The sequence below is a fragment of the Rhizobium mesoamericanum STM3625 genome (assembly GCF_000312665.1).
Lineage (GTDB): Bacteria > Pseudomonadota > Alphaproteobacteria > Rhizobiales > Rhizobiaceae > Rhizobium > Rhizobium mesoamericanum.
Genome location: NZ_HF536772.1, coordinates 3156291 through 3179130 on the forward strand (window position 1 = coordinate 3156291; position 22840 = coordinate 3179130).

The 22840-nt window shown below is 58.8% G+C and carries 17 protein-coding genes; 10 read left to right on the forward strand and 7 right to left on the reverse strand.

Annotated elements, in window-relative coordinates; translation table 11 throughout:
• Positions 1 to 53: 53 nt before the first annotated feature.
• A complete protein-coding gene (locus tag BN77_RS15530) occupies positions 54 to 323 on the reverse strand; it encodes an exopolysaccharide production repressor protein (RefSeq protein ID WP_007533505.1) in 270 nt (89 codons plus the stop codon).
• Positions 324 to 1095: 772 nt separating this feature from the next.
• On the opposite strand from BN77_RS15530, the gene BN77_RS15535 reads away from it, so the two are divergent.
• From BN77_RS15535 to BN77_RS15550, 4 genes are all read left to right on the forward strand, one after another.
• Positions 1096 to 1776: a sugar transferase gene (locus BN77_RS15535; RefSeq protein ID WP_007533512.1), complete on the forward strand. Its 681-nt coding sequence runs from the start codon at positions 1096 to 1098 to the stop codon at positions 1774 to 1776.
• A 75-nt stretch (positions 1777 to 1851) separates the two neighbouring features.
• Complete coding sequence (locus tag BN77_RS15540) at positions 1852 to 3123, forward strand: polysaccharide biosynthesis/export family protein (protein WP_007533513.1); 1272 nt, start codon at positions 1852 to 1854, stop codon at positions 3121 to 3123.
• A 10-nt stretch (positions 3124 to 3133) separates the two neighbouring features.
• Positions 3134 to 4399, forward strand: a complete 1266-nt coding sequence (locus BN77_RS15545; RefSeq protein ID WP_007533516.1) for an O-antigen ligase family protein — start codon at positions 3134 to 3136, stop codon at positions 4397 to 4399.
• A gap of 48 nt (positions 4400 to 4447) precedes the next feature.
• A complete protein-coding gene (locus tag BN77_RS15550; protein WP_007533518.1) occupies positions 4448 to 5455 on the forward strand; it encodes an acyltransferase family protein in 1008 nt (335 codons plus the stop codon).
• On the opposite strand, the gene BN77_RS15555 is transcribed toward BN77_RS15550, so the two are convergent.
• A complete protein-coding gene (locus BN77_RS15555) occupies positions 5450 to 8644 on the reverse strand; it encodes an efflux RND transporter permease subunit (RefSeq protein ID WP_007533520.1) in 3195 nt (1064 codons plus the stop codon). The two genes, BN77_RS15550 and BN77_RS15555, sit on opposite strands and share 6 nt — an antisense overlap.
• Positions 8641 to 9816 carry an efflux RND transporter periplasmic adaptor subunit gene (locus BN77_RS15560; protein ID WP_007533522.1) on the reverse strand — a complete coding sequence of 392 codons (1176 nt, stop codon included), beginning with the start codon at positions 9814 to 9816 and terminating at the stop codon, positions 8641 to 8643. The genes BN77_RS15555 and BN77_RS15560 overlap by 4 nt, the downstream gene beginning before the upstream one ends.
• A gap of 424 nt (positions 9817 to 10240) precedes the next feature.
• Between BN77_RS15560 and BN77_RS15565 the strand changes: the two genes are divergently transcribed.
• Together BN77_RS15565 and BN77_RS15570 are read left to right on the forward strand one after the other, a co-directional pair.
• Positions 10241 to 11467: an HlyD family secretion protein gene (locus BN77_RS15565; RefSeq protein ID WP_007533524.1), complete on the forward strand. Its 1227-nt coding sequence runs from the start codon at positions 10241 to 10243 to the stop codon at positions 11465 to 11467.
• Positions 11460 to 13001, forward strand: a complete 1542-nt coding sequence (locus BN77_RS15570) for a DHA2 family efflux MFS transporter permease subunit (protein WP_007533526.1) — start codon at positions 11460 to 11462, stop codon at positions 12999 to 13001. Before BN77_RS15565 ends, BN77_RS15570 begins: the two co-directional genes overlap by 8 nt.
• Before the next feature lie 3 nt (positions 13002 to 13004).
• On the opposite strand, the gene BN77_RS15575 is transcribed toward BN77_RS15570, so the two are convergent.
• The 3 genes from BN77_RS15575 to BN77_RS15585 are packed head-to-tail and all read right to left on the reverse strand — an operon-like array spanning position 13005 to position 14882.
• On the reverse strand, positions 13005 to 13595 hold the full coding sequence (locus BN77_RS15575) for a DNA-3-methyladenine glycosylase (protein ID WP_040677266.1): 591 nt from the start codon (positions 13593 to 13595) through the stop codon (positions 13005 to 13007).
• Between the two features lie 28 nt (positions 13596 to 13623).
• Entirely contained in the window at positions 13624 to 13944 is a 321-nt protein-coding gene (locus tag BN77_RS15580; RefSeq protein WP_007533530.1) for a hypothetical protein, read from the reverse strand.
• 47 nt (positions 13945 to 13991) lie between these two features.
• A complete protein-coding gene (locus BN77_RS15585) occupies positions 13992 to 14882 on the reverse strand; it encodes a LysR family transcriptional regulator (RefSeq protein ID WP_007533532.1) in 891 nt (296 codons plus the stop codon).
• A 119-nt stretch (positions 14883 to 15001) separates the two neighbouring features.
• On the opposite strand from BN77_RS15585, the gene BN77_RS15590 reads away from it, so the two are divergent.
• On the forward strand, positions 15002 to 15739 hold the full coding sequence (locus tag BN77_RS15590; RefSeq protein ID WP_007533534.1) for an SDR family oxidoreductase: 738 nt from the start codon (positions 15002 to 15004) through the stop codon (positions 15737 to 15739).
• A gap of 538 nt (positions 15740 to 16277) precedes the next feature.
• On the opposite strand, the gene BN77_RS15595 is transcribed toward BN77_RS15590, so the two are convergent.
• Entirely contained in the window at positions 16278 to 17189 is a 912-nt protein-coding gene (locus BN77_RS15595; RefSeq protein WP_007533538.1) for a LysR family transcriptional regulator, read from the reverse strand.
• 165 nt (positions 17190 to 17354) lie between these two features.
• Between BN77_RS15595 and BN77_RS15600 the strand changes: the two genes are divergently transcribed.
• The 3 genes from BN77_RS15600 (at position 17355) to BN77_RS15610 (ending at position 22731) form a co-directional block, all read left to right on the forward strand.
• Positions 17355 to 18176 (forward strand): alpha/beta hydrolase fold domain-containing protein, encoded by an 822-nt coding sequence (locus BN77_RS15600; RefSeq protein WP_007533540.1) that lies wholly within the window; start codon positions 17355 to 17357, stop codon positions 18174 to 18176.
• Between the two features lie 41 nt (positions 18177 to 18217).
• On the forward strand, positions 18218 to 19408 hold the full coding sequence (locus tag BN77_RS15605) for an efflux RND transporter periplasmic adaptor subunit (RefSeq protein WP_007533542.1): 1191 nt from the start codon (positions 18218 to 18220) through the stop codon (positions 19406 to 19408).
• A gap of 122 nt (positions 19409 to 19530) precedes the next feature.
• Positions 19531 to 22731, forward strand: coding sequence for an efflux RND transporter permease subunit (locus tag BN77_RS15610; protein ID WP_007533544.1), 3201 nt, complete (start codon positions 19531 to 19533; stop codon positions 22729 to 22731).
• Positions 22732 to 22840: the final 109 nt, after the last annotated feature.

Sequence of the window (22840 nt, forward strand, 5' to 3'; positions counted from 1 at the left end):
ACGAGCGAGGATCCTCAATGCCAAAGAGGCGGCCGCGATTCGCATCGCGATGCCTAGCGGTTAAACGGTTCGGAGCCCTTAAATGGCGTCACAGACAGCTTTTCCGCTTCTTCGCGCTTTACTGCGGGGCGAGTCGTCGTGCGGCTCCTAGATTCCTTCCAGACAAGATAAAGCACGCCGCCGAAGTAGCCGGCCTGAAGCAGGACGGCGCAAATCGCGGTTTTAATCGCAGTGCCGGCAAGGGAACCGCTCAGCCAATACGTTGCCACAGCAAATACGGCCAATGCGCCGAGCATGCTGAAGATAACGCGAGGTGCATACATCTGTTGCCTCCTCCATCGGAGCTTCGTTCAACGAACAATCATCAAAGACGAAAGCACCACCAGGAACCTTCCTAGATAACGTTTTACAGGACTTCCTGTTTCAACTGAAGCTCACGGTGACGTTTTTTGCGTCTGCCAAATGGCTAGTACAGCGACGGTCTTAAGGGTTTCTTCCGGCTATTGGTAAAAATACCGTAAGCCGCCGCTGGTCGGTCGCTTTTGCGAAAGATGATTAAAAAACCTTGCGCAAACGCCGGTTGCGCGCAATTTGGCAATACACCTTACTATTAGTGCCACAATGTCGGGCGCGCGGGGCGGCTCGGAACCGTTTTTTGTTCAACTTTTATTACAAAGTTTTAATTTCAAACGTTTAGCTGGTGCAGTGCAAAATGTATGGTGCAATGCAATAAACATGCTCCGCCCACAATAGAAACCGGCGCTTTGCCAGAAGCCGCGAATGCAAACCACCAATTGCCCACCCCAGCGCTGAACGACCTAGACTTCAGTAACTTTGGCAAGGATAGCATTGTCCGAGACTTTTATTGGTACACCCAGAGATTATTTCCGGAGCGCCAGAGAATTGTATGACTGTTTCAGCAGTGCCTTAAAAACAAAAAAGTTGAACGGCGGCTCGAAAAACACGCCATAAAGCCTCAGTCTTAAAATTGTGGCTTAAAAAAACAAAATCACCTCATACACTTCAAAATCGTCAGCGCTAGCTAAGCGGCTGAGCCTACCCGACCAAACGGCAAACATAAGTGGAGTTAACTCTATGAAGTCTGCGACGAGATCGGACAGTTCGCCATTTTATGGCGCAGTTCATCAGAGCGTGTTTCCGCCGACCGGCGGGATTGCGAAACGGGCATTCGATGTGTCCGCCGCCTGTCTCGGGCTCATCTTTCTGAGCCCGCTTTTTTTGATGGTGATGTTGCTCGTGAAGCTTTCCGACAGGGGGCCGATATTCTACGGGCATCGCCGCATCGGCCACAATGGCCAGGAGTTCCGTTGCCTGAAGTTTCGGACAATGGTCACCAACGGTGACAAGGTTCTGCAGGAGCACCTGCGCAACAATCCGAAGGCCATGGAAGAGTGGCGTGCAACGCGCAAACTGCAGGACGACCCCCGGGTCACTGCCGTTGGTGCCGTTTTGCGCAAGTTGAGCCTTGATGAGCTGCCTCAGCTCTTCAATATCATCCGAGGCGAAATGAGCGTCGTCGGTCCGCGTCCCGTCGTACGAGACGAACTTGAAATGTACGAAAACGCCGCCGTCTATTATCTGCAATCCCGCCCTGGCCTGACGGGCCTCTGGCAGATCAGCGGACGCAATGACGTTTCCTACGCAACCCGCGTCGCCTTCGACACGCACTACGTCGAAAACTGGTCGCTGGTTCGGGATGTCGTGATCATCGCACGCACAATCCCGGCGGTTTGCGCTCAACGCGGCAGCTACTAAGCCGCATCTTCAAATCCAAACAGTACGGCGCGGCAACGCTTTGCGGCTTGTCGTGTTGAGACATGAGGAAGGTTCATGGAAAAAAGCTTTCTTGACGGCAGGGCCGGACGACGTCGCACGCTAAGATCCGGGATTGTTATTGCAGCCGGACTTAGTGCTTTCCTTGCGTCCTCGTCGCTTGCCAGCGCCGACGAATATCGTCTTGGCATCATGGACAAGCTCAGGATCCGGGTTGCCGAGTGGCAGACCGCGGATGGTAGCATCCGCGATTGGTCAGTCGTGAGTGGAGACTACACGGTCGGGCCTTCAGGAAGCATTTCCCTGCCTTTCGTCGGTGATATGCCTGCTTCAGGCAAGACGACCGATGCAATCGCCCAGGAGATTGGGACGGCTCTGCAGAAGCAATTTGCTCTGAAGGACCGTCCATCTGCCTCCGTCGAGTTGTCGCAGTTCCGCCCGGTCTATCTGTCCGGTGACATCGAAAAGCCCGGTGAATACCCGTTCGCGCCGAATCTGACGATCGTCAAGGCCGTGAGCCTTGCCGGCGGCCTGCGCCGCGCAGATGCCGGGCAACGGTTCGCACGTGACTTCATCAACGCCAAGGGTGATGCAGTCGTCTACATGGCCGATCGCGCACGCCTGTTGGTGAAGCAGGCGCGGCTGCGGGCTGAGATCGCGAACCAAGATACAATCGAAATGCCGGAGGAGCTTCGGGACAAGCCGGAGGCGAAGCCTCTCCTTGATAGCGAAACGGCCCTCATGAACACGCGCAAGAAGCGCCTGACGCTGCAGCTTCAAGCACTTGCCGACCTCAAGCAACTGCTGCAAAGCGAGGTCGAGAGCCTTGCCAAGAAGACTGAAACGCAAACCCGGCAGTTGCAGTTGGCGACGGAAGACCGCGATAAGGTCGAGGACCTTGCGGAGAGGGGACTTGCGCTCAGCAACCGCAAGATGGCCGCTGAACAACGGGCTGCGGATACCGAGGCGACGCTCCTAGATATCGACACGAATTCGCTGAAAGCCAAGCAGGATATCAGCAAGGCCAATCAGGACGAGATCACGCTTCGGAACGACTGGGATGCGCAGCTTGCCCAGGAACTTCAGAACGCTGAGGCCCAACTGGACGAACTCAATCTCAAGCTCGAAACCAGCAACTCGTTGATGGCGGAGGCATTGACGCAGTCGACCGATGCTGCCCGTTTTGATACCAGCACCGGCGCTGCGAGCATCGCCTATTCGATCGTCCGCGAGGTTGACGGCAAGGCGAAGGAGATTCCGGTTCAGGAAAACACGGCACTCCAGCCCGGCGACTTGATCAAGGTCACCGCCGGATTGGCGATGAGATAACGAGGCCGCAATGCGGATCGCAAAATCTGTGCTCATCCAGCCAGGCAGGAATGCAGCCTTTGCCATTCCCGCCGTGGCGCTGTCACTTTTTAGTTTCGCCTACTCGATCAAGTTCGGGCAGGTGGCGATCCTGCTTTACTATGCGCTGTGGCTGCCGCTGATCGCCGTGGACTACAAGAAGGTTCTCGGCAGCCATGGTCGCTATCTCTGGATCTATGCCTTCGCGGCACTCGCCTTCCTGTCAGTTTTCTGGTCTGCCGTTCCCAGCATTTCCCTGCGAGCCAGCATCCAGTACCTGACGCAGGTCATCTGTGCGCTGATTGCGGTGCGCGTGCTCGACGTCAGAACCCTGACGATGGGCATGATCGCGGGCGTCGGGATCGTCCTCGTGTATTCGCTGCTGTTTGGTTATTACGAGTACGATCCGCTCGACGGCACCTTCAGTTTCGTGGGGGCCTTCGCCTCGAAGAATCAGCTTGGCTTCTATGCGTCGCTGGGCCTGATTGTCTCCTTCGCCGCTGTCTTCATCTTCGGTGAGAGGCGTCTCTGGATGGCGGCCTCTGGCGTAGTTGGGCTTTTGTCTGCTTACTGCCTCATCGCCTGCCAATCCGCGACCTCTGTGCTGACCACGGCCGTCGTGATTGCCTTGATGATGGGATTGCGTGTGGTCCTCGCACTGACACCCGATCACCGCAAGCTGTTGGTCGTGGGCGGTGGCGTGGCGGTCATCATTCTTGCCGTTGCGGGTGTCTATCTAGGCGCGGTCGATGCCGTTCTCGGGATCTTCGGAAAGGATTCAACACTGACCGGACGGACTTATCTCTGGCAACAGGGGATCGAGGCGGCAAAGCAGAGTCCGGCCGTCGGCATCGGCTACCAGGCCTATTGGGTCCAGGGCTTCTCCGAGCCGGAGCGTCTGTGGGAAGAATTCTTTATCACATCGCGCAGCGGCTTCCACTTCCACAATACCTATATCGAAACGGCCGTCGAGCTGGGTCTGGCCGGCGTAATAACCCTCGCGGCAATGCTGCTGCGGATTCTGTGGGGGCACTTGCGCCGTGTCATCGAGGATTCCAGGAACGACGAATCCTATCTGATGTTCTCGATCGCGGTGCTGCTAACGATTCGCTCCTTCGTCGAGATCGACATTCTGACCCCGTACAATGTTGGGACGTTTCTTTTCTTCTTTACCGCCGGCAAGCTCGCGACGGTGCGCCGCCAATCGGCGGTGAGCGCCTGGCAGCGTCGCCGGTCGCCTGAGCCCGTTACACAATAATATCATTGCGTTTTGATCGGCTCTTGCGCCGGCCTTTTGAGGAACTGGATGAAGACACTCTACGGCATCCAATATCTGCGCGCCTTTGCCGCATTCGCTGTGGTGGTCTTCCACGCAGCCGAGAAAAACGGTGAGCATTTCGCCATCGGTGCCGCCGGCGTCGACGTTTTCTTCGTCATCAGCGGCTTCATCATGTGGGTCATCAGCGACCGCCGACCGATGACGCCACAGGGGTTCCTGCTTGATCGCGTTCGGCGCATCGCGCCTTCCTACTGGCTGGTGACGGGCGTGATGATCGCCGGCGCGATGGCCGGCCTGTTCCCGAACCTGAAGCTCACCGGTGCTCATATCCTCGCCTCGCTCTTCTTCATTCCGGCCCAGTCGCCGAGTACCGGTGACATCTGGCCGGTCCTCGTCCAGGGCTGGACGCTGGATTTCGAGATGTTCTTCTACGTGTTGTTTGCCGGGGCACTTTTTCTGCCCCGTCGCTGGCGGTTGACGTATCTGACGACCGTCTTCGGTGGTTTTTTCCTGATAGGCCTACTCTTCCAGCCCGCCTCGCCGGTGCTAAAGACCTATACGCGGCCGATCATTCTGGAATTCCTTGGGGGCGTCTTTCTCGCCGAATTGTGGATCCGGCGGTGGATCGCAGGCACCAGCCTGGGGCTTGCTTGCGTCGGCGCATCATTGTCCGGGTTTGCCGCGATCTTCCTGATCGGTGCCGATTTCGACGAAACCATTTGCGGCCCGCTCGCCATGGCGCTTGTCTACGGAATGGTATCGCTCGAAGCGGACGGCAGCATCGGCCGTGTGCCGCTTCTCACTTATCTTGGCGATGCATCCTATTCGATCTATCTCTGGCACACGCTGGCGATCTCCGTGGTCGTCAAGGCTGTTGGCGTGATCGGGCTGTCGACAACACCGACTATCGCGATCGCGGTCGTCGGCGGGACGACGCTTGGAGCGGCGGCCTACGAGCTCGTCGAGAAGCCGCTCCGGAAGATCCTCTCGTCAGACCTGTTCAGAGCGAACCCGGCCGAGCGACGCCCTTCATGAAGAAGTCCCGGTGGCAGCTTCCTCGGAGGTCGGTGCGGCCTCGGTCTGCGCAACAGGCTTTTTCCGCCGTGCGCGCAACACGACGTAAAAGACGGGCGTCAGGAATAGGCCGAAAATCGTTACGCCAAGCATCCCAGAGAAAACGGCCGTTCCGAGCGATTGGCGCATCTCTGCGCCGGGGCCGGTGGCGATCATTAGCGGCACGACGCCGAAGATGAACGCGAAGGCGGTCATCAAGATCGGCCGCAGCCGCAGGTGACTGGCCTCGATGGCGGCCTCAACCGCTGATTTTCCCTCGTCCTGTGCCTGTCGCGCGAATTCCACGATCAGAATCGCGTTCTTGGCGGCCAAACCGATCAGCACGATGAGCCCGATCTGCGTCAGGATGTTGTTGTCCATTCCGCGCAGATGAACCCCAAGCAAGGCTGCCAAGATTGCAAGGGGAACGATAAGGATAATGGCAAGCGGCAGGACCCAGCTTTCATACTGTGCCGACAGTGCCAGGAACACGAAGACGACCGACAGGGCGAAGATGTAGATCGCGGTGTTTCCGGTGTTGCGTTCCTGAAAGGCGATTTCGGTCCACTCAAAGGTTGTTCCTGCTGGCAGCAACTGCTTCGCAAGCCCTTCCATCTTGTCCAATGCAGTGCCCGTCGACACACCGGGAGCGGCATTGCCCTGCACGGGTACGGATACGTACATATTGTAATGCTGGACGAGTGAGGGGCCGCTCGTATCGCGGATGTCGATCAGTGTGCCAAGTGGGACGAGTGCACCGGTCGCGGATCTTACCTTTAGGGCAAGGATATCGTCCCGCTCGACCCGATACTGCTGGTCGGCCTGCGCACGCACCTGGTAGACGCGGCCGAAGGCATTGAAATCGTTGACGTAAGATGTGCCGAGATTGATCGACAGCGTGTCGAAGATGTTAGAGATCGGTACGTTCAAAGTCCTCGCCTTGTCGCGATCGATTTCGAGGAAGTATTGCGGGCTGTTGGCGGAGAACGTTGTAAAGACGCCGGTCAGGCCTTCCGTCTGGTTGGCCTTGCCCATCAGTTGATAGGCCGCGCCAAGCACGCGGCGCATGTCCGAGCTTTCGTGATCCATGAGCTGCATCTTGAAGCCGCCCGCGTTGCCGATACCGGAAATCGGCGGCGGCGGGATAGCTATGATGAAGGCCTCTCGGATTGCCTGCAGGCTGCCATAGAGCTGTCCAATGATCTTGTTCGAGGTCTGGCCGTGTTCCAATCGCTTTTCGAAGGTGTCGAAGGCGGCAAAGACCACGCCGGAGTTGGAGGCGTTGGTGAACGTCGCGCCACTGAAACCCGAAAAGGCCACGGCATTTTTCACGCCCGGAGTGTTCCGAATGATTTCCGAAGCGCGTTCGATGACCGCGTCGGTGCGGGAGAGTGCTGCACCATCCGGTAATTGGACCACGACAATGGCGTAGCCCTGATCCATGACCGGCACGAAGCCATTCGGAACGATCCTACCCATGTAATATGTCGCGCCGAGCAGACCGGCGAAAATGAGGAGGGCAACGCCCAGCGCGGCGACTGTCTGCACCGTATGTCGCACCACCCAGGAATAGCCCGCACTCAGCCTGTCAAAGCCCTTGTTGAACCCGTTCGCAAGTGCGCTTCCGAAACGCACAATCGGATTGCGATGCTTTCGGTGTTCCTCGTGGGGTTTCAATACCAGTGCGGCAAGGGCCGGCGAGAGGGTCAGCGAGTTTAGCGCCGAGATCGCAGTGGCGACCGAAATCGTCACGGCGAACTGGCGATAGAACTGGCCTGAAATGCCGGGGATGAAGGCGGTCGGAACAAACACCGCGATGAGCACGAGCGAAATGGCGACGACGGCTGTGCCAACCTCGTTCATCGTCACATGCGCGGCCTCACGCGGCGTCATTCGCTTTGCCAAATTGCGCTCGACATTTTCGACCACGACGATCGCGTCGTCGACGACGATGCCGATCGCCAACACGAGGCCGAAAAGAGTGAGCATGTTGAGCGAGAAGCCGAAGGCGAGCAAAAAGGCGAAGGTGCCTATCAGCGAGACTGGGATGGCGACGATGGGAATGATTGCCGTCCGCCACGATTGTAGAAATATCAAAACCACGATGGCGACCAGGATGGCGGCTTCAACGATGGTCTTGTAGACCTCGCTTATCGACTCCGCGATGAATTCGGTGGGATTGTAAACGATGTCATAGCTGAGGCCCTGCGGGAAATCCTGAGAGACGGTTTCCATCGTCTTCTTGATTTCGGCTGCGGCCGCGAGTGCATTGGTGCCAGGACGCGCGAAGATGCCAAGAGCGACCGCCGGCTTGCCGTTCAGATAGCTGTTTGTGACGTAGTCCTTGGCGCCGAGTTCGATGCGGGCGATATCCTGCAATTGGACGAGACGCCCTTCCGCGGTCGCCTTGACGATGACGTAGCGGAATTGCCTTGCATCAGAGAAACGTCCTTGGGTCGTCACCGTATACTGGAAGGCGTTGGTGCCGGCCGCTGGTGGTCCGCCAATCGAGCCGCCGGAGACCTGCACGTTCTGCTCGCGCAGCGCATCGACGACGTCGCTGGAGGTCATGCCATAGGCTGACAGTTTTTGCGGATCGAGCCAGATTCGCAGCGAATATTCGCGCTCACCGAACAGGATGACGTCGCCAACGCCGTCGAGCCGAACAAGCGTGTCGCGGATGCGCGTGCGTGCGTAGTTGGAGACGTAGAGCTGATCGTACCGAGAGTTCGGTGACAGCAGGTGCACCACCATCATCAAATCGGGAGAGCTCTTCGCCGTCGTAATGCCGATACGCCGAACCTCTTCGGGAAGCCGTGGTTCGGCGATGGCAACGCGGTTCTGGACAAGTACTTGTGCCTTGTCGAGGTCCGTGCCGAGTTTGAAGGTGACGGTCAGTGCCATCGAACCATCAGCAGTAGAGTAGGAAGACATGTAAAGCATGTCCTCGACGCCGTTAACCTCCTGCTCGATCGGTGTCGCCACGGTGTTGGCGATCGTCTCAGCGTCTGCACCTGGATAGGAGGTACGGATAACAATGGTCGGTGGCGCAATCTCCGGGTATTGCGCCACGGGCAGCTGGAAATAGGCGATGCCGCCGACGATCAACAGCACAATGGATAGCACCGAGGCGAAGATCGGCCGATCAACAAAGAAGTGTGCAAATTTCATCGGCTGAGCTCCAGGCCTGCAGCCTCAGGCGCAAGTTCTTCACGGGATTGCGGCAGTTCGACCATCTGCGGCGTGACCTTGGTGCCCGGGCGGGCTCGCAGCAGGCCATTGATGACGATCGTCTCACCACCGTCCATGCCCTCGCGGATCACCCGATAGCCATAAAGGCGGGGACCCGGCCGCACCGGCTTTGCGGTGACCGTTCCATCGTCTCCGACGACGTAGACGACGCGCTGGTTCTGGTCCGAGCCGATAGCCTCGTCGGGGACAAGGATTGCCTTGTAGACATTCGACGCCTCTACAGAAACACGACCGAAAAGGCCCGGCTGGAGCACATAGTTCGGATTATCGAAGCGGGCGCGTATGCGCTTCGTGCCGGTCTCGCTGTCGATGCGATTTTCAGCGAAGTCCAGCTTCCCCGTAAAAGGCTTCTCGTTCGAATCCGTAATTCTTACCTGGACCTCGACGCCGCCGCCACCCTGTTGCAGATCGACACCGCGGTCGCGTGCGGTCTGTGCGAAATTGAGGAGGCGGCGCTCGTCAACATCGAAGTAGAAATCGATCGGATCGACCGAAACGATTGTGGTCAGTATCGATTGGTCAGCCTGGACAAGGTTGCCAACGGAAATAAGCCGGCGGTCGATGCGGCCGCTGATGGGAGCCGTGATCTTCGTATATTCAAGGTCGAGCGCGGCGCGATCGGCCGTTGCCTGAGCGCCGCGCACGTTTGCTTGTGCCGAAACCCACTCGCGCCGGCGGTCGTCAAGAATAGATATCGATTGGCTGCCAGTCGTTGCCAGGTTCTCTGCCCGTTTGAACTGTGCTTCGGCGTAGATGAGCGTAGATTTCGCAACTTCCAGCGCCGCGTTTGCCTCATTCAGTGCGGTAATGAACGGCCTCTGATCAATGACGAAAAGCAGGTCGCCCTGTTTGACGAGTGAACCGTCGGTGAAGTGCACCTCCTGCAGATAACCCCCGACGCGTGAGCGGACGGACACCTGATCGACCGCTTCAAAACGGCCAATGAAATCATCTTTGTCGACGACGTCACGGACGACGGGTTTGGCGACCGAAACGGGAGGAGGGGTGGCCGGCTGCTGTGCCATCGCTGCGGTGAACGGCGAAAGAGCCAGGGCGCTAATAGTCAGCAGATGTCGAAAGGAGGAAGGCATGGCGGGTTTTCCTATCCGGACGGCCGCAAGCGCCACCGTCGCTTATGCTGATGTGATGCGATTCATGTCTTGATGTCTCTGAACAAGGGCATTGACCCTCGTCACCTATGCCACTGCAATTTTCGCTCGCGGCGGTCGGCCGCGGACGTCTGTTCGTCATCGAGAAAAGGCGATCGACCAAAGATCACGGCATTTCCGGTAACCCTCTGGATTTCTACTATAAACGGCTGTTGATCAAAATTGCAAATGCCATCGGGTTGCAATTTCGAAGGGCTTTCGAAATCTCCACGCGTATCCCTATGCGGCATTTTGGCCGCAACGGTGGAATCTGGAACGGCGCCCATTGCGCCTGGCGCACGCTTAATATATCTGAGCGTATAATAAGTGTGCTTATTATTTATCGGCGGCTGGAAAAGAGACAGATATGGCTGAGAAGTCCTCGCTGCGCGTCGTTGCAGACGCAAATGCAAAGAACCCAGTTGAAGAAAACGATGCTTCCCCTCACGAGGAAACGGTAGCTGAGGCGCCTTCATCCAATTCAGCGCCCGCTACTGCCGTGGCTGCGTTCGGCGGCACTCAGGTCCGCCGCCGGCGCAGTCCCACGCGTCCCGTTCTGTTCGCGTTGTTGCCGGTCGCGCTCGTCGTTGGCGGGTACTACTACGTCAACGGCGGTCAGATCATGTCGACCGACAACGCCTATATCCAAGCTGATATGGTGGGGCTGACAACCGACGTTTCCGGTATCGTCGACCAGATCAACGTGCATGAGAACGAAGCAGTGAAGAAGGGACAGGTGCTCTTCAGCCTGCGGCAGGACTCGTTCAAGATCGCCCTCGACGGTGCTGAAGCGCAGCTTGGCGCCGTGCGCAACCAGATCCTCAATCTGAAGGCCAGCTATCAGCAGTCAATGGCCGAGATCACGCAAGCCGAAGCCGATATTCCCTACTATCAGACCGAGTTCGATCGGCAGCAGAACCTGCTGAACAGCTCGGCCGCGACACGAACCGCCTACGATCAGGCCAAGCACAATCTCGACGCTGGCCACCAGAAGGTTGCCGTCGCGAAGGCCGAGGCTGCCGCAACGCTGGCACAGTTGGGTGGCAATGGGGACCAGCCGGTTGAGCAGAACCCGCTCTATCTCGAAGCCAAGGCGAAGGTGAACGATGCCGAGCGTGAACTCGACCATAGCGTCGTCAAGGCGCCGTTCGATGGCATCGCGACCAACGTCAACTCGCTGCAACCAGGCTCCTACCTGCAGGCATCCACGCAGGCCTTCTCGCTGGTTTCGGACCACAATCTCTGGATTGCCGCGAGCCCGAAGGAAACGGAACTGACCCATGTCAAGCCCGGCCAGCCGGTGGCGATTTATGTCGACACCTATCCGGGCGTTGAGTGGAAGGGGAAGGTCGAGAGCATTAGCCCGGCCTCCGGTTCCAGCTTCTCGCTACTGCCGGCGCAGAACACGACAGGCAACTGGGTCAAGGTCGTGCAGCGCATTCCGATGCGCGTTAGCATCGATGACGTGGCAGGCAAGCCACCGCTTCGGGTTGGCATGAGCGCGGTGGTCGACGTCGATACGGGTCGTGCCCGCGGTCTTCCGGATTTCGTTTCAAAGCTTATGGGCCGCTCCGGCGGCAAGGATCATGAGTAACGCTGCACCATGTCTGGCCACCCCGGTTGCCAATCGCGGTTGGATAACGGCCTGCGTCATCCTGGCAGTGATCATGCAGGCGCTGGACACGACGATTGCCAACGTCGCGCTCCCCTATATCCAGGGCAGCGTCTCGGCAAGCGCCGACCAGATAAACTGGGTGCTGACCTCCTATATCGTGGCGGCAGCAATCATGACGCCGCCGTCCGGTTTTCTGGCCGCCAAGTTCGGGCGCAAGCGCGTGCTCTTAACCGCAATCGCCGGCTTCGTCGCTGCTTCTGTGCTCTGTGGTCTGGCGCAATCACTGAACCAGATCGTGGCCTTCCGCCTGCTGCAGGGCCTCTTTGGCGCATCTCTGGTTCCACTGTCTCAGGGTATCCTCCTCGACATTTATAGTGCCGAGGAGCGTGGCTCGGCCATGGCCTTATTTGGCGTCTCGGTCATGGTCGGGCCGGTCCTTGGACCTGTCATCGGCGGCTGGTTGACTGACCACATCAGCTGGCGGTGGGTGTTCTACATCAACGTGCCGATCGGCGCGCTGGCGTTTGCTGGCATCGTGATCTACGTCACGGAGACAAAGCTCGATGCGTTGGCGAAGCTCGACTGGTTCGGTTTCGGGATGATGAGTCTCGGCATCGCGTCGCTGCAGCTCTTCCTCGATCGCGGCGAACAGCTGAACTGGTTCGCGTCAGGCGAGATCATGATCGAAGCAATCGTCTGCGCCGCTGCCTTCTACCTGCTGATCGTGCACACGCTGACGGCGGAGAGGTCCTTCGTGAACCCGAGATTGTTTCGCGACCGCAACTTCTCGGTTAGTATGCTTTTCATCTTCGTGATCGGTATCACCTATCTCGCCTCACTGGCGCTGATGACGCCCTACCTGCAGACGCTCATGGGCTATCCCGTCATCACCGCAGGCATTGTCATGGGGCCACGCGGGCTCGGCACGATGCTCTGCATGTTTATCGTCGGCAAGCTGATCGGCAAGATCGATACGCGCTTGCTGCTGGTCTCGGGCCTCGGCCTAACAGCCTGGGCGATGTACGACATGACCGGCTGGACGCCCGATGTTTCGCAGTGGACAATCGTTTCCGTTGGCTTCGTTCAAGGCGCCGGGCTCGGTTTCCTCTTCGTGCCGTTGACGACGATCGCCTTCTCGACACTGCCCGCGCACATGCGTGGCGACGGGACCGGCCTCTACAACCTGTCGCGTAACATCGGCTCAAGCGTCGGTATCTCGATCGTCTCAGCGCTTCTTGTCGAGAACGCCCAGGTGAACCACGAGAACATCGCTGCCTATGTGACGCCGTTCAACCGGGCTTTCGAGGTGACGGCGGCGCAGGCAATGAGTCCGTTTTCAGCCGCCGGCCGCGCTTCGCTCAACGAGGTGATCACCCTGCAATCGACGATCATCGCCTACATGGACAATTTCAAGCTGTTGATGCTGATGTCCCTCGCGGTCATTCCGCTGGCGCTGCTGCTGCGCAAACCGAAAGTCGCCCCTGTCATTGATCACAGCTCCGTCATGGAGTGATGCTTAGCGGAACGGTTTGCTGAGATAACGAGATCCGGAGATGCCGAAGCGCCAAGGTGCTTCGGCATTTTTCGTTATGCCGATCCGTTTGCCGGCGACGATTTTGACAGGAGCCGACGGGGCAATCGAGAAAGGCGGCCGGTCGAGCAGCCGGTCATTCAACGTAAGGTCGATACCGAGCGCCTGACAGAGCTTGCCGGGACCGCTGCAAAGTTGCGTCAGTGCATCGTTGCCGCGGCGCTCGATCATTGTCGCGATTCCCGCCTCCGGCTCGATTGCCCGGATCAGCACGGCGGAGCCGGGTGTGCAAACGAAATTCAGGCACCAATGCATGCCGTAGATACGATAGATGTAGACGTTACCCGGTCGACCGAACATCGCGGCGTTGCGTGACGTGGGGCCGCGGAAGCTATGTGAGGCTTCGTCATCGGGGAAGTAGGCTTCGGTCTCGGTTATGCGGCCACCGACATCGCCGACGTGCAAATGGCAGCCGAGCAAATCCCGGGCGACGGCAACCGCATCACGCGCGAAAAAGCGCGTGAGAAGAGGGCCGCCAAGGGAAGCTGCGCCGATTGCACCGACGGCATATGTCATCTGGTTCAGGTTTCCGGGCCGTGAGGTTCTAATGGCCGACCTTCGGGTCATGCGCCGAGATGGAGGAGCCCGTCACCGATACAGGATCGCTTGCCGGGAAAGTGTCCTCGAGACCTTCCTCCAGTTCCTCTTCGAGAAGCGCGGCATCCTTGCCGCGTGCGCCATCTGCCTGCGAACTCTGCAGTGTTGTTGCGAGCAACGCCCTTGCACGGGTGATTGCGTTGTCGCTCGTCAGGCCGGGCGAAGCCGCGGCATAGAGCGTGACCGAGATGTTGTTGCCGGAATGATCCGTGAAAATGACGGCGAAAGAGCCTTCCTTCGGGTGCACGGTGACGTCTGTGATAGCCATGGAAAGTCTCCTGGTTCTGACCGTTCTTCCAAGTGAAACGCTTTTCGCTAGGATTGTCGAGCAAAGACCTTCACTAGCCAGTCGATGAAAACGCGGACGCGCGGAGAAAGCTGTCGGTTGCGGGGATAGAGGAGGGAAACCGGCGTCTCGGTCAAAGGGAAATCGCGCAGCACGTGAACGAGCGTTCCATCGGCTAAATCCTTTTCCGCATGATACCGCGGCGCTTGTATCAGGCCGAGACCGAGCCTTGCTGCCGACATAAAGCTTTCGGCGGCATTGACGGTCACCGTCGCAGGCAACGTGACATTGCGGATGCTACCGCCGATCAGGAATTCCAGAGGCAGAACACCACCTGTTGCGCTCGAACGGAAGCCGACCATGCGATGACCTTGGAGCCGGTCGGGATGTTCGGGGAGGCCATGTTTCTCGATGTAGCGGGGAGCTGCAAGGGTAACTTCCGCCAACATGGCGACGCGTCGTGCTACCATGTCGCTGTCACCAGGCACGCCAACCCGCAGCACGCAATCGATGCCTTCGCGGACGAGGTCGACCAGTCGGTCACCCTCGCTCATGTAGAACTCGATACCGGGGTAGGTCTCGAGGAAGGACGGAAGGCTCGGCAGCACGAAGTGGCGAGCAAGCGTGCCATGCACGTCGACGCGCAGCATGCCCTTCGGCTTGGCACCGGCGAAGACGCCTTCCGCCTCCTCGATATCGGCGAGTATGGCGAGGCATCGTTGATAGTAAGCCTCACCATCGAGCGTCGGGCTGACATGGCGCGTGGTTCTCTGCAGTAGGCGCACGCCGAGCCGGGTTTCCAACTGCTTGATCGCATCCGTGACCGTGGACCGCGGAAGGCCGGTATCCTGCGCGGCGAGGGTGAAGCTTCGTCTCTCCACAACGCGGGAAAATACCCGCATAGCATCGAATCTGTCCATTTTGTTTGTTCGCCATATCCGGATAGCGATGCGGGATAATGGCTGATTATCCGCACGTCGAAAAGCGGCATCTTATCTCATCGAAACGCGGCGAGCCGCACAGGATGAAGGAGAAGGCAATGAGCACGGAAAGCAAGGTCGCACTGGTCACGGGTGCTTCGAGGGGCATAGGCGCCGCAATCGCCGAACGTCTGGCCAAGGACGGTTTCACCGTCGTCATGAACTACTCCGGTAACGCGGCCCTCGCCGATGAGCTTATGCAGAAGATCGAGCGGGATGGGGGTAAGGCGCTGACCGCGCAAGCTGACGTGAGCAACCCCAAAGCCGTCCGCCGGATGTTCGATGCAGCCGAAGCAGCGTTCGGCGGCATCGATGTTCTGGTCAACAACGCCGGCATCATGCAGCTCTCCTCGATTGCCGACGCGGACGATGCCAATTTCGACCGCCAAGTCAGCGTGAACCTGAAGGGCACATTCAACACGCTGCGCGAAGCGGCAAAGCGCCTGCGCAGCGGTGGTCGCATCATCAACTTCTCGACGAGTGTTGTTGGCCTGAAACTCGAAAATTACGGCGTCTACGCCGCGACCAAGGCAGCCGTTGAAACGCTGACGGCAATCATGTCGAAGGAACTACGCGGCCGTAACATCACGGTCAATGCAGTCGCTCCGGGGCCGACGGCAACCGATCTTTTCCTTCATGGGAAATCGGACGAGTTGATCGCTCGCATGGCCAAGATAAACCCGCTAGAGCGGCTGGGAACACCGGAGGATATCGCTGCCTCTGTTTCCTTCCTTGCCGGTTCGGACGGCGCTTGGATCAATGGTCAGGTGCTGCGCGCCAACGGTGGAATAATCTGAGCTTTAACGCTCCCTGCGACGAACCGGTCCCGTTGCCGATCCTCGAACAGCGGCTTTCAACTCTTCAACCTTGATTACGGAACACGACAATGGATAAGCGGGTGGTCGTCATCACCGAGGATCAAGCGCGATCGGTGCGCTCACCCCCACACCTCGCCCGGCAAGGGCATGTCGTCTAGACCGGTATAACCATACGACGGGCCGCAACGCTAGCGCCATCGGTGTCGGCGACCGGGTACGCGCCGAAATGTTTTGGCGGATCGGGCGGAAGGATGTCCTTAAGCCGACTGATCACTAAATCGTGATAGTCGCCATTGTTCCGTTTTTGCGAACCTGCTGTGCGCGAATCAGCACTTAACAAATAGCAAAAAGCAGGCTTATATTAATCGTGTAAAGGCGATCGGAAGACCTCCAACTCCTGTCGCCAACATCAGATACCGGTCGAGCCATTTCCCTGGTGAAGCGGCGGGGTCTGAAACGAATTCGATGACAGACTGTTGCGGCCCGTCGAAGGAGCTCCTTCCGGGCCGCAACTGCGTCATGGGTCGTTCAGTTTCGCATCCGAGAGCAGCTTCACCAGCCAGTCGACGAAGACGCGGACCTTATTGCTGAGGTGCCGGTTCGGCGGATAGACGATGTAGAGCGGGAATGGTTCACGGCTCCATTCCGGCAGGATTTCCACGAGGTCTCCCTTGGCTAAGGCGTCGCGGATCATGAAGCGGGGCAGTTGAGCAATGCCAAGCCCGTTCAATGCCGCATTAACGAAAGTTCGGCTGTCATTGACCGACAGCAAGTAACGAGGATTGATCTCCAGATCTTCATTGTCCTTGCGGAATTCGAAGGGAAGCGTCCGATTGGTCTGCGCCCGAAAGTAACTTACTGAATAATGGCCGTTTTCCAGCTCCTCTGGGCGGGTCGGGATGCCGAACTTTTCGATGTAGAGCGGTGCGGCACAGGTGAGCATTTCCACTTCCGACACGCGCCTTGCAATCAGCGATTGGTCGGCGGGCGTGCCACCGCGAAGCGCACAGTCGACGTTTTCGGCAAGGTAATCGACGGTGCGGTCGCCCACGCCAAGATCGATCCGGATATCCGGGTATTTCTGGTAGAAGTCGCAGAGCGCGGGTACGACGATCCAGTCGGCGAAAGCGCCCGCCATTTCGACTCGCAAGCGGCCGGTCGGCAAGCCCTGCGAGTTCGAGAGGCTGCCGTCCAGTTCCTCAAGTTCGGAGACGATCTGTGCCGCCCGCTCATAGTAGAGCGCGCCATCGGTCGTCACCATGACGCGGCGCGTGGTGCGGTTAAGAAGCTTGGTGTGCAAATGCGCCTCAAGCCCCTGGATGAGATTGGTCACCGTCGCCTTGGGCATGGCGAGCGTGTCGGCGGCCCGTGTGAAATTGCCCGTCTCTACGACGCGGATGAAGGCGCGCATTGCCGAGAGCTGGTCCATCGGAAATCACCTAGCAGGTTGCACTGCAGTATTGTTCGAAATTCGGAACAGTGTAATCGCTCTGAAGCTTCTTATTCCGTCAGGGGAATAACAATATCTTTTTTGCAGAAATTGCAAGCCGTCGCGGCTCGCAAGATTTATGTCGGTGAAACGAGAGCCGAAACGATGACGGTGCAGGTGAAAGACATGGTGATGGAAAAGGTGGCCACCGGCCCCGTTTCTGCACGCGTCTATCAGGGCGCCGAGTTTGGCAAGGGTTCGCCGATCGTGCTGTTTTTTCACGGCGGCGCTTTTCAGCGCTCCGGCGTGAAGGATAGCTTGGTTGCGGAGAGCTTGGCGAAGGCTGGCGCGATTGTTGCGGTCCCAGATTATAATGCACCGCTCGGGAATGTCTTTCCGAAGCCGCTTGAAGTCGGCTATTCGATCTTCTCTTATCTTGCCAATAAACGTGCGTCCGGTATCGGCGACCGCAATTCGCTGCTGATCGTAGCCGGCGAAGAGGCGGGAGGCAACATTGCGGCCGGCGTCGCTTTCAAGGCGCGCGACCATTATGCGGACGCGCTCAATGGCCAGGTTCTGATTTCGCCACTGCTTGATCCTTTCATGGGCACGTCGTCGATCCGCAAGGCGGATGGCATCGGCATGCGTCAGCGTTGGGCCGAGGGCTGGAGCCACTATCTTAGTGGCGGCGGCTGTCATCCCTATGCGGCACCTTGCCTGTGTTCGCGCATAGCCGGTGTGGCGCCGGCACTCGTCTTGACGGCGGAGGATGATCCTCTTCGTGACGAGACACTGGGTTATGCCGACCGACTGAAGCAGGCAGACGTCGCAGTTCGCCGGAATGTCCTACCCGCCGGGGCAGGCTGGCCATCGCTTTATGGCGGAAAATGCGAACAGGCACCGAATTGGGAACAGACGATCACGGACCAATTCGAAAGTTTCGTTCGGGATATTAGCAGCCAACCTATTGCATTGAAGACGAACTGATTGAATTCGGCCACTGAGAGAGGGCCGTAAGGAGAGTACCAATGACGTCCAGTAAGAAGCGCTGGGCCCTCGTGGGCGCCGGCTTTGGGCTTGTCGCGTCCGTTTCGGCGGCGGCTATCTTTTTTGAATTGCCGATGAGCACGACTGCCACGGCTGCATCCGCACCTGCGCAGGCTCCCGCTGTGCCGGTGACGGTTGCCGTCGTCGCCAGCCGTGATGTAACGACATGGCAGGAGTTTTCGGGGCGGCTCGAGGCCGTGGACCGTGTCCAGATCCGTTCACGCGTCGCTGGGGCGGTTCAATCCGTGCATTTCCGCGAGGGCGCGCTGGTGAAGGCGGGAGATCCACTTTTCTCCATCGATCCTGAGCCTTATCAGGCGGCTGTTTCCCAGGCCGAGGGCCAGGTTGCTTCCGCCGAGGCGAAGGTCAACATCGCTCAGATTGAGCTGGAGCGTGGCCGCAGGCTTTCTGACAACAAGACGATTTCTCAAAGTGATCTCGACCAGCGTCAGAATGCCTTCACCGAAGCGCAGGCCGGCCTTCGCACCGCTCAGGCAGCCCTTCGTTCGGCACAGTTGGAGCTCGGCTACACCGAAGTCCGCGCACCGGTTGCCGGCCGTGTCGGCAAGATCGAGATCACTGTCGGTAACCTTGTTGCTGCCGGCTCTACATCACCCGCCTTGACGACGCTCGTGTCGGTCGATCCGATCTACGCAAGCTTCAACGCCAGTGAGGAGATGGTTACCAAGGCGCTGGCCGAGCTTCCGCCTGGCGATAGTGCCGTTCCGGCGGTCGAGCAGATCCCAGTCGAGGTCGGAACGTTGGCGGATCAGGGAACCCCGATCAAGGGTAAGCTGCAACTGATCGACAATCAGGTTGACGCGGCAAGCGGCACCATTGGTGTTCGCGCTGTCTTCAACAATCCCCGCGGCAAGCTGATCCCCGGTCAATTCGTTCGCGTCCGTATGGGCGAACCGAAAGCCGAGAACAAGATCCTGATCAGCGATCGCGCGATTGGCACGGACCAGGACAAGAAGTTCGTGTTCGTTGTCGATGCCGAAAACAAAGTCAGCTACCGGTCCGTCCAGCTCGGCGCGACAGCCGAAGGGCAGCGTATCGTCGAAAGCGGCCTGACAGTCGGCGACAGGATCGTCGTCAATGGCCTGCAGCGTATCCGTCCGGGCGCCGTGGTTGCACCGCAGGCGGAAGAGAAAGTGGCGACGGCTCAGTAAGCCGAAGCACCCGGAGCGCGTCGGCGCTCCGTGGAAATCCGAAATGACGTGATCCACCGGCGGCCTCCCAACCGCCGGAGAGGGTCGTTGCATCACAGTTTCATCCCGGAGAGGGCTTTGAAATGAATTTCTCCAGATTCTTCGTTGACCGTCCGGTGTTCGCCGGAGTCCTATCGGTCCTCATTGTGGTCGCTGGTCTGCTTGGTCTGCGATCATTGCCGATTTCCGAATATCCGGAAGTCGTCCCGCCATCGATTGTCGTGCGCGCGACCTATCCCGGTGCAAACCCGGAGGTTATCGCGCAGACCGTTGCCACACCGCTCGAAGAGCAGATCAACGGCGTCGAGGGCATGCTCTACATGTCCAGCCAGGCGACATCGGACGGTGTTATGACGCTGACGGTCACCTTCAAGCTCGGCACGGACCCTGACAAGGCACAGCAGCTCGTGCAAAACCGCGTATCGCAGGCCGAACCGCGACTGCCGGAAGAAGTGAAGACTATCGGTATCACGACGGTCAAGAGCTCTCCCGACCTGATGATGGTCGTGAACCTGATCTCGCCTGACAATCGTTACGACATCACATATCTGCGCAACTACGGTGTCCTCAATATCAAGGACCGGCTGGCGCGCATCGACGGCGTTGGTCAGGTACAGGTCTTCGGCTCGGGCGACTACTCCATGCGCGTCTGGATCGATCCGCAGAAGGCGGCCGAGCATGGCCTTGCCGCGGGCGATGTCACCAATGCAATCCGCGGTCAGAACGTGCAGGCCGCAGCCGGCACGATCGGCGCTTCGCCGAGCCTGTCGGGCGTGGACCTGCAGCTCAACGTCAATGCACAGGGCCGTCTGCAGACGCCTGAACAATTCGGCAATATCATCGTCAAGTCGGGCGCCAACGGCGAGATCACCCGTCTTCGCGACGTCGCCCGTATCGAGCTCGGTGCCGCCGACTACTCGCTGCGCTCGATCCTTGATGGCAAGCCGGCAGTCGCGATCCCGGTCTTCCAGTCCCCGGGCTCCAACGCCATCACCATCTCGGACGAGGTCCAGAGGACGATGCAAGAGCTGAAGACCGCCATGCCTGACGGTGTCAGCTACGAGATCGTCTACGACACGACGAAGTTCGTGCGTTCATCGATCGAGAAGGTCGTCGACACGTTGCTCGAAGCCATCGCACTCGTCGTCATCGTCGTCATTCTGTTCCTGCAGACGTGGCGCGCCTCGATTATCCCGCTGATTGCCGTTCCGGTTTCGATCATCGGTACCTTCGCGGTGATGTATGTCTTCGGTTTCTCCATCAACGCGCTCAGTCTCTTCGGCCTCGTGCTGGCGATCGGCATCGTGGTGGACGATGCTATCGTGGTCGTCGAAAACGTCGAACGCAACATCGAAAACGGCCTGAGCCCGCGGGCTGCCACCTACAAGGCAATGAAGGAAGTCTCTGGCCCGATCATCGCGATCGCGCTCGTGCTTGTCGCGGTTTTCGTCCCGCTCGCCTTCATCAGCGGACTGTCGGGGCAGTTCTATCGCCAGTTCGCGCTGACGATCGCGATCTCGACGGTCATTTCGGCCTTCAACTCCTTGACGCTGTCTCCGGCTCTGGCTTCGCTGCTCTTGCAGGACCATCACGCCAAGCGTGATTGGTTGACACGCGCTATGGACGCGATTTTCGGCTGGTTCTTCCGTGGCTTCAACAAGGCCTTCGGCGCTGGTTCGCGTGGCTATGGCAAGGGCGTCGGCGGGCTGCTGTCGCGCAAGAGCGTCGTCATGCTCGTGTATGTGGTGCTGGCAGGCGCGACCTATGGCCTCTTCAATGCAGTGCCCGGCGGCTTCGTGCCGGCTCAGGACAAGCAGTATCTGATCGGCTTTGCCCAGTTGCCGGATGCGGCCAGCCTTGACCGCACCGAAGACGTCATCAAGCGGATGAGCGAGATTGCAATGGCCGAGCCTGGCGTCGCGCATGCGATCGCCTTTCCGGGCCTGTCGATCAACGGCTTCACCAACTCTTCGAACGCTGGCATCGTTTTCGTCACACTGAAGGATTTCGAGGAACGTAAGTCGCCGGCCCTTTCTGGCGGTGCGATCGCCATGTCCCTGAACCAGAAGTTCGGGGCGATCCAGGATGCCTTCATCGCGATGTTCCCGCCGCCGCCGGTAAACGGTCTCGGCACAACGGGCGGCTTCAAGATGCAGCTCGAAGACCGCGCCGGTCTCGGCTATCAGGTGCTCGACGAGGCCAATAAGGCGATGATCGCCAAGGCCTACCAGACACCAGAGCTGACGGGCATCTTCTCTGCCTACCAGATCAATGTTCCACAGCTCTATGCCGATCTCGACCGTGAGAAGGCGGAACAGTTGGGTGTCTCGGTAACCGACGTTTTCGAGACACTGCAGATTTATCTCGGTTCGCTCTATGTCAACGATTTCAACGCCTTTGGCCGCACCTACAGCGTGCGCGTCCAGGCAGACGCCAAGTTCCGGGCCCAGCCCGAGGACATCGGCAAGCTGAAGGTTCGTTCGGCATCGGGCCAGATGATCCCGCTGTCTGCGCTCCTGAAAGTGGACGCGACAACCGGGCCGGAGCGGACCAACCGTTATAACGGTTTCCTCTCTGCCGATATCAACGGCGGTCCAGCTCCGGGCTTCTCCTCAGGCCAGGCTCAGGCAGCGATCGAGAAGATCGCCGAGGAGACCCTGCCGAAGGGTATCAGCTTTGAATGGACGGATCTGACCTACCAGCAGATCCTGGCGGGCAACTCCGGCGTGATCGTCTTCCCACTGGCCCTACTGCTCGTGTTCCTCGTGCTCGCTGCACAATATGAGAGCCTTGCCCTCCCGATCGCGATCATCATGATCGTGCCGATGGGCGTGCTGGCGGCGTTGACGGGCGTCTGGCTGACCGGTGGAGACAACAATATCTTCACGCAAATCGGCTTGGTCGTCCTTGTCGGCCTCTCGGCGAAGAACGCGATCCTGATCGTGGAATTCGCCCGCGAGCTGGAATTCGAAGGAAGAACTCCGGTTCAGGCTGCCATCGAGGCAAGTCGCCTGCGTCTGCGCCCCATCCTGATGACCTCGATGGCCTTCATCATGGGTGTCGTGCCGCTGGTGGTCTCCACCGGTGCGGGTGCCGAAATGCGCGCGGCCATGGGGGTTGCCGTGTTCTCGGGCATGATCGGCGTCACCTTCTTCGGCATCTTCATGACGCCTGTCTTCTACGTGCTGGTTCGCAAATTGTCGGGCAATCGCCCGCTGATCCAGCACAACGAGCACGAGCACGACGCAGAGGAAGCCGAAATCATACGACTCGCTGCCGAATAGCCCCCACTCAGGCGGCGAGACGTGGAGGCGGAGCATTGCTCCGCCTTTTTGTACTTGTAGACCATCGCATATAGCGGCCAACCGGGCAGTAAAACAGTCGAAAGTCTAA

Bases quoted from the DNA above. Each gene is read 5' to 3' on its own strand.
- BN77_RS15530 (WP_007533505.1), bottom strand. From the start codon at position 323: ATGTATGCACCTCGCGTTATCTTCAGCATGCTCGGCGCATTGGCCGTA.
- BN77_RS15535 (WP_007533512.1), top strand. From the start codon at position 1,096: ATGAAGTCTGCGACGAGATCGGACAGTTCGCCATTTTATGGCGCAGTT.
- BN77_RS15540 (WP_007533513.1), top strand. From the start codon at position 1,852: ATGGAAAAAAGCTTTCTTGACGGCAGGGCCGGACGACGTCGCACGCTA.
- BN77_RS15545 (WP_007533516.1), top strand. From the start codon at position 3,134: ATGCGGATCGCAAAATCTGTGCTCATCCAGCCAGGCAGGAATGCAGCC.
- BN77_RS15550 (WP_007533518.1), top strand. From the start codon at position 4,448: ATGAAGACACTCTACGGCATCCAATATCTGCGCGCCTTTGCCGCATTC.
- BN77_RS15555 (WP_007533520.1), bottom strand. From the start codon at position 8,644: ATGAAATTTGCACACTTCTTTGTTGATCGGCCGATCTTCGCCTCGGTG.
- BN77_RS15560 (WP_007533522.1), bottom strand. From the start codon at position 9,816: ATGCCTTCCTCCTTTCGACATCTGCTGACTATTAGCGCCCTGGCTCTT.
- BN77_RS15565 (WP_007533524.1), top strand. From the start codon at position 10,241: ATGGCTGAGAAGTCCTCGCTGCGCGTCGTTGCAGACGCAAATGCAAAG.
- BN77_RS15570 (WP_007533526.1), top strand. From the start codon at position 11,460: ATGAGTAACGCTGCACCATGTCTGGCCACCCCGGTTGCCAATCGCGGT.
- BN77_RS15575 (WP_040677266.1), bottom strand. From the start codon at position 13,595: ATGACATATGCCGTCGGTGCAATCGGCGCAGCTTCCCTTGGCGGCCCT.
- BN77_RS15580 (WP_007533530.1), bottom strand. From the start codon at position 13,944: ATGGCTATCACAGACGTCACCGTGCACCCGAAGGAAGGCTCTTTCGCC.
- BN77_RS15585 (WP_007533532.1), bottom strand. From the start codon at position 14,882: ATGGACAGATTCGATGCTATGCGGGTATTTTCCCGCGTTGTGGAGAGA.
- BN77_RS15590 (WP_007533534.1), top strand. From the start codon at position 15,002: ATGAGCACGGAAAGCAAGGTCGCACTGGTCACGGGTGCTTCGAGGGGC.
- BN77_RS15595 (WP_007533538.1), bottom strand. From the start codon at position 17,189: ATGGACCAGCTCTCGGCAATGCGCGCCTTCATCCGCGTCGTAGAGACG.
- BN77_RS15600 (WP_007533540.1), top strand. From the start codon at position 17,355: ATGACGGTGCAGGTGAAAGACATGGTGATGGAAAAGGTGGCCACCGGC.
- BN77_RS15605 (WP_007533542.1), top strand. From the start codon at position 18,218: ATGACGTCCAGTAAGAAGCGCTGGGCCCTCGTGGGCGCCGGCTTTGGG.
- BN77_RS15610 (WP_007533544.1), top strand. From the start codon at position 19,531: ATGAATTTCTCCAGATTCTTCGTTGACCGTCCGGTGTTCGCCGGAGTC.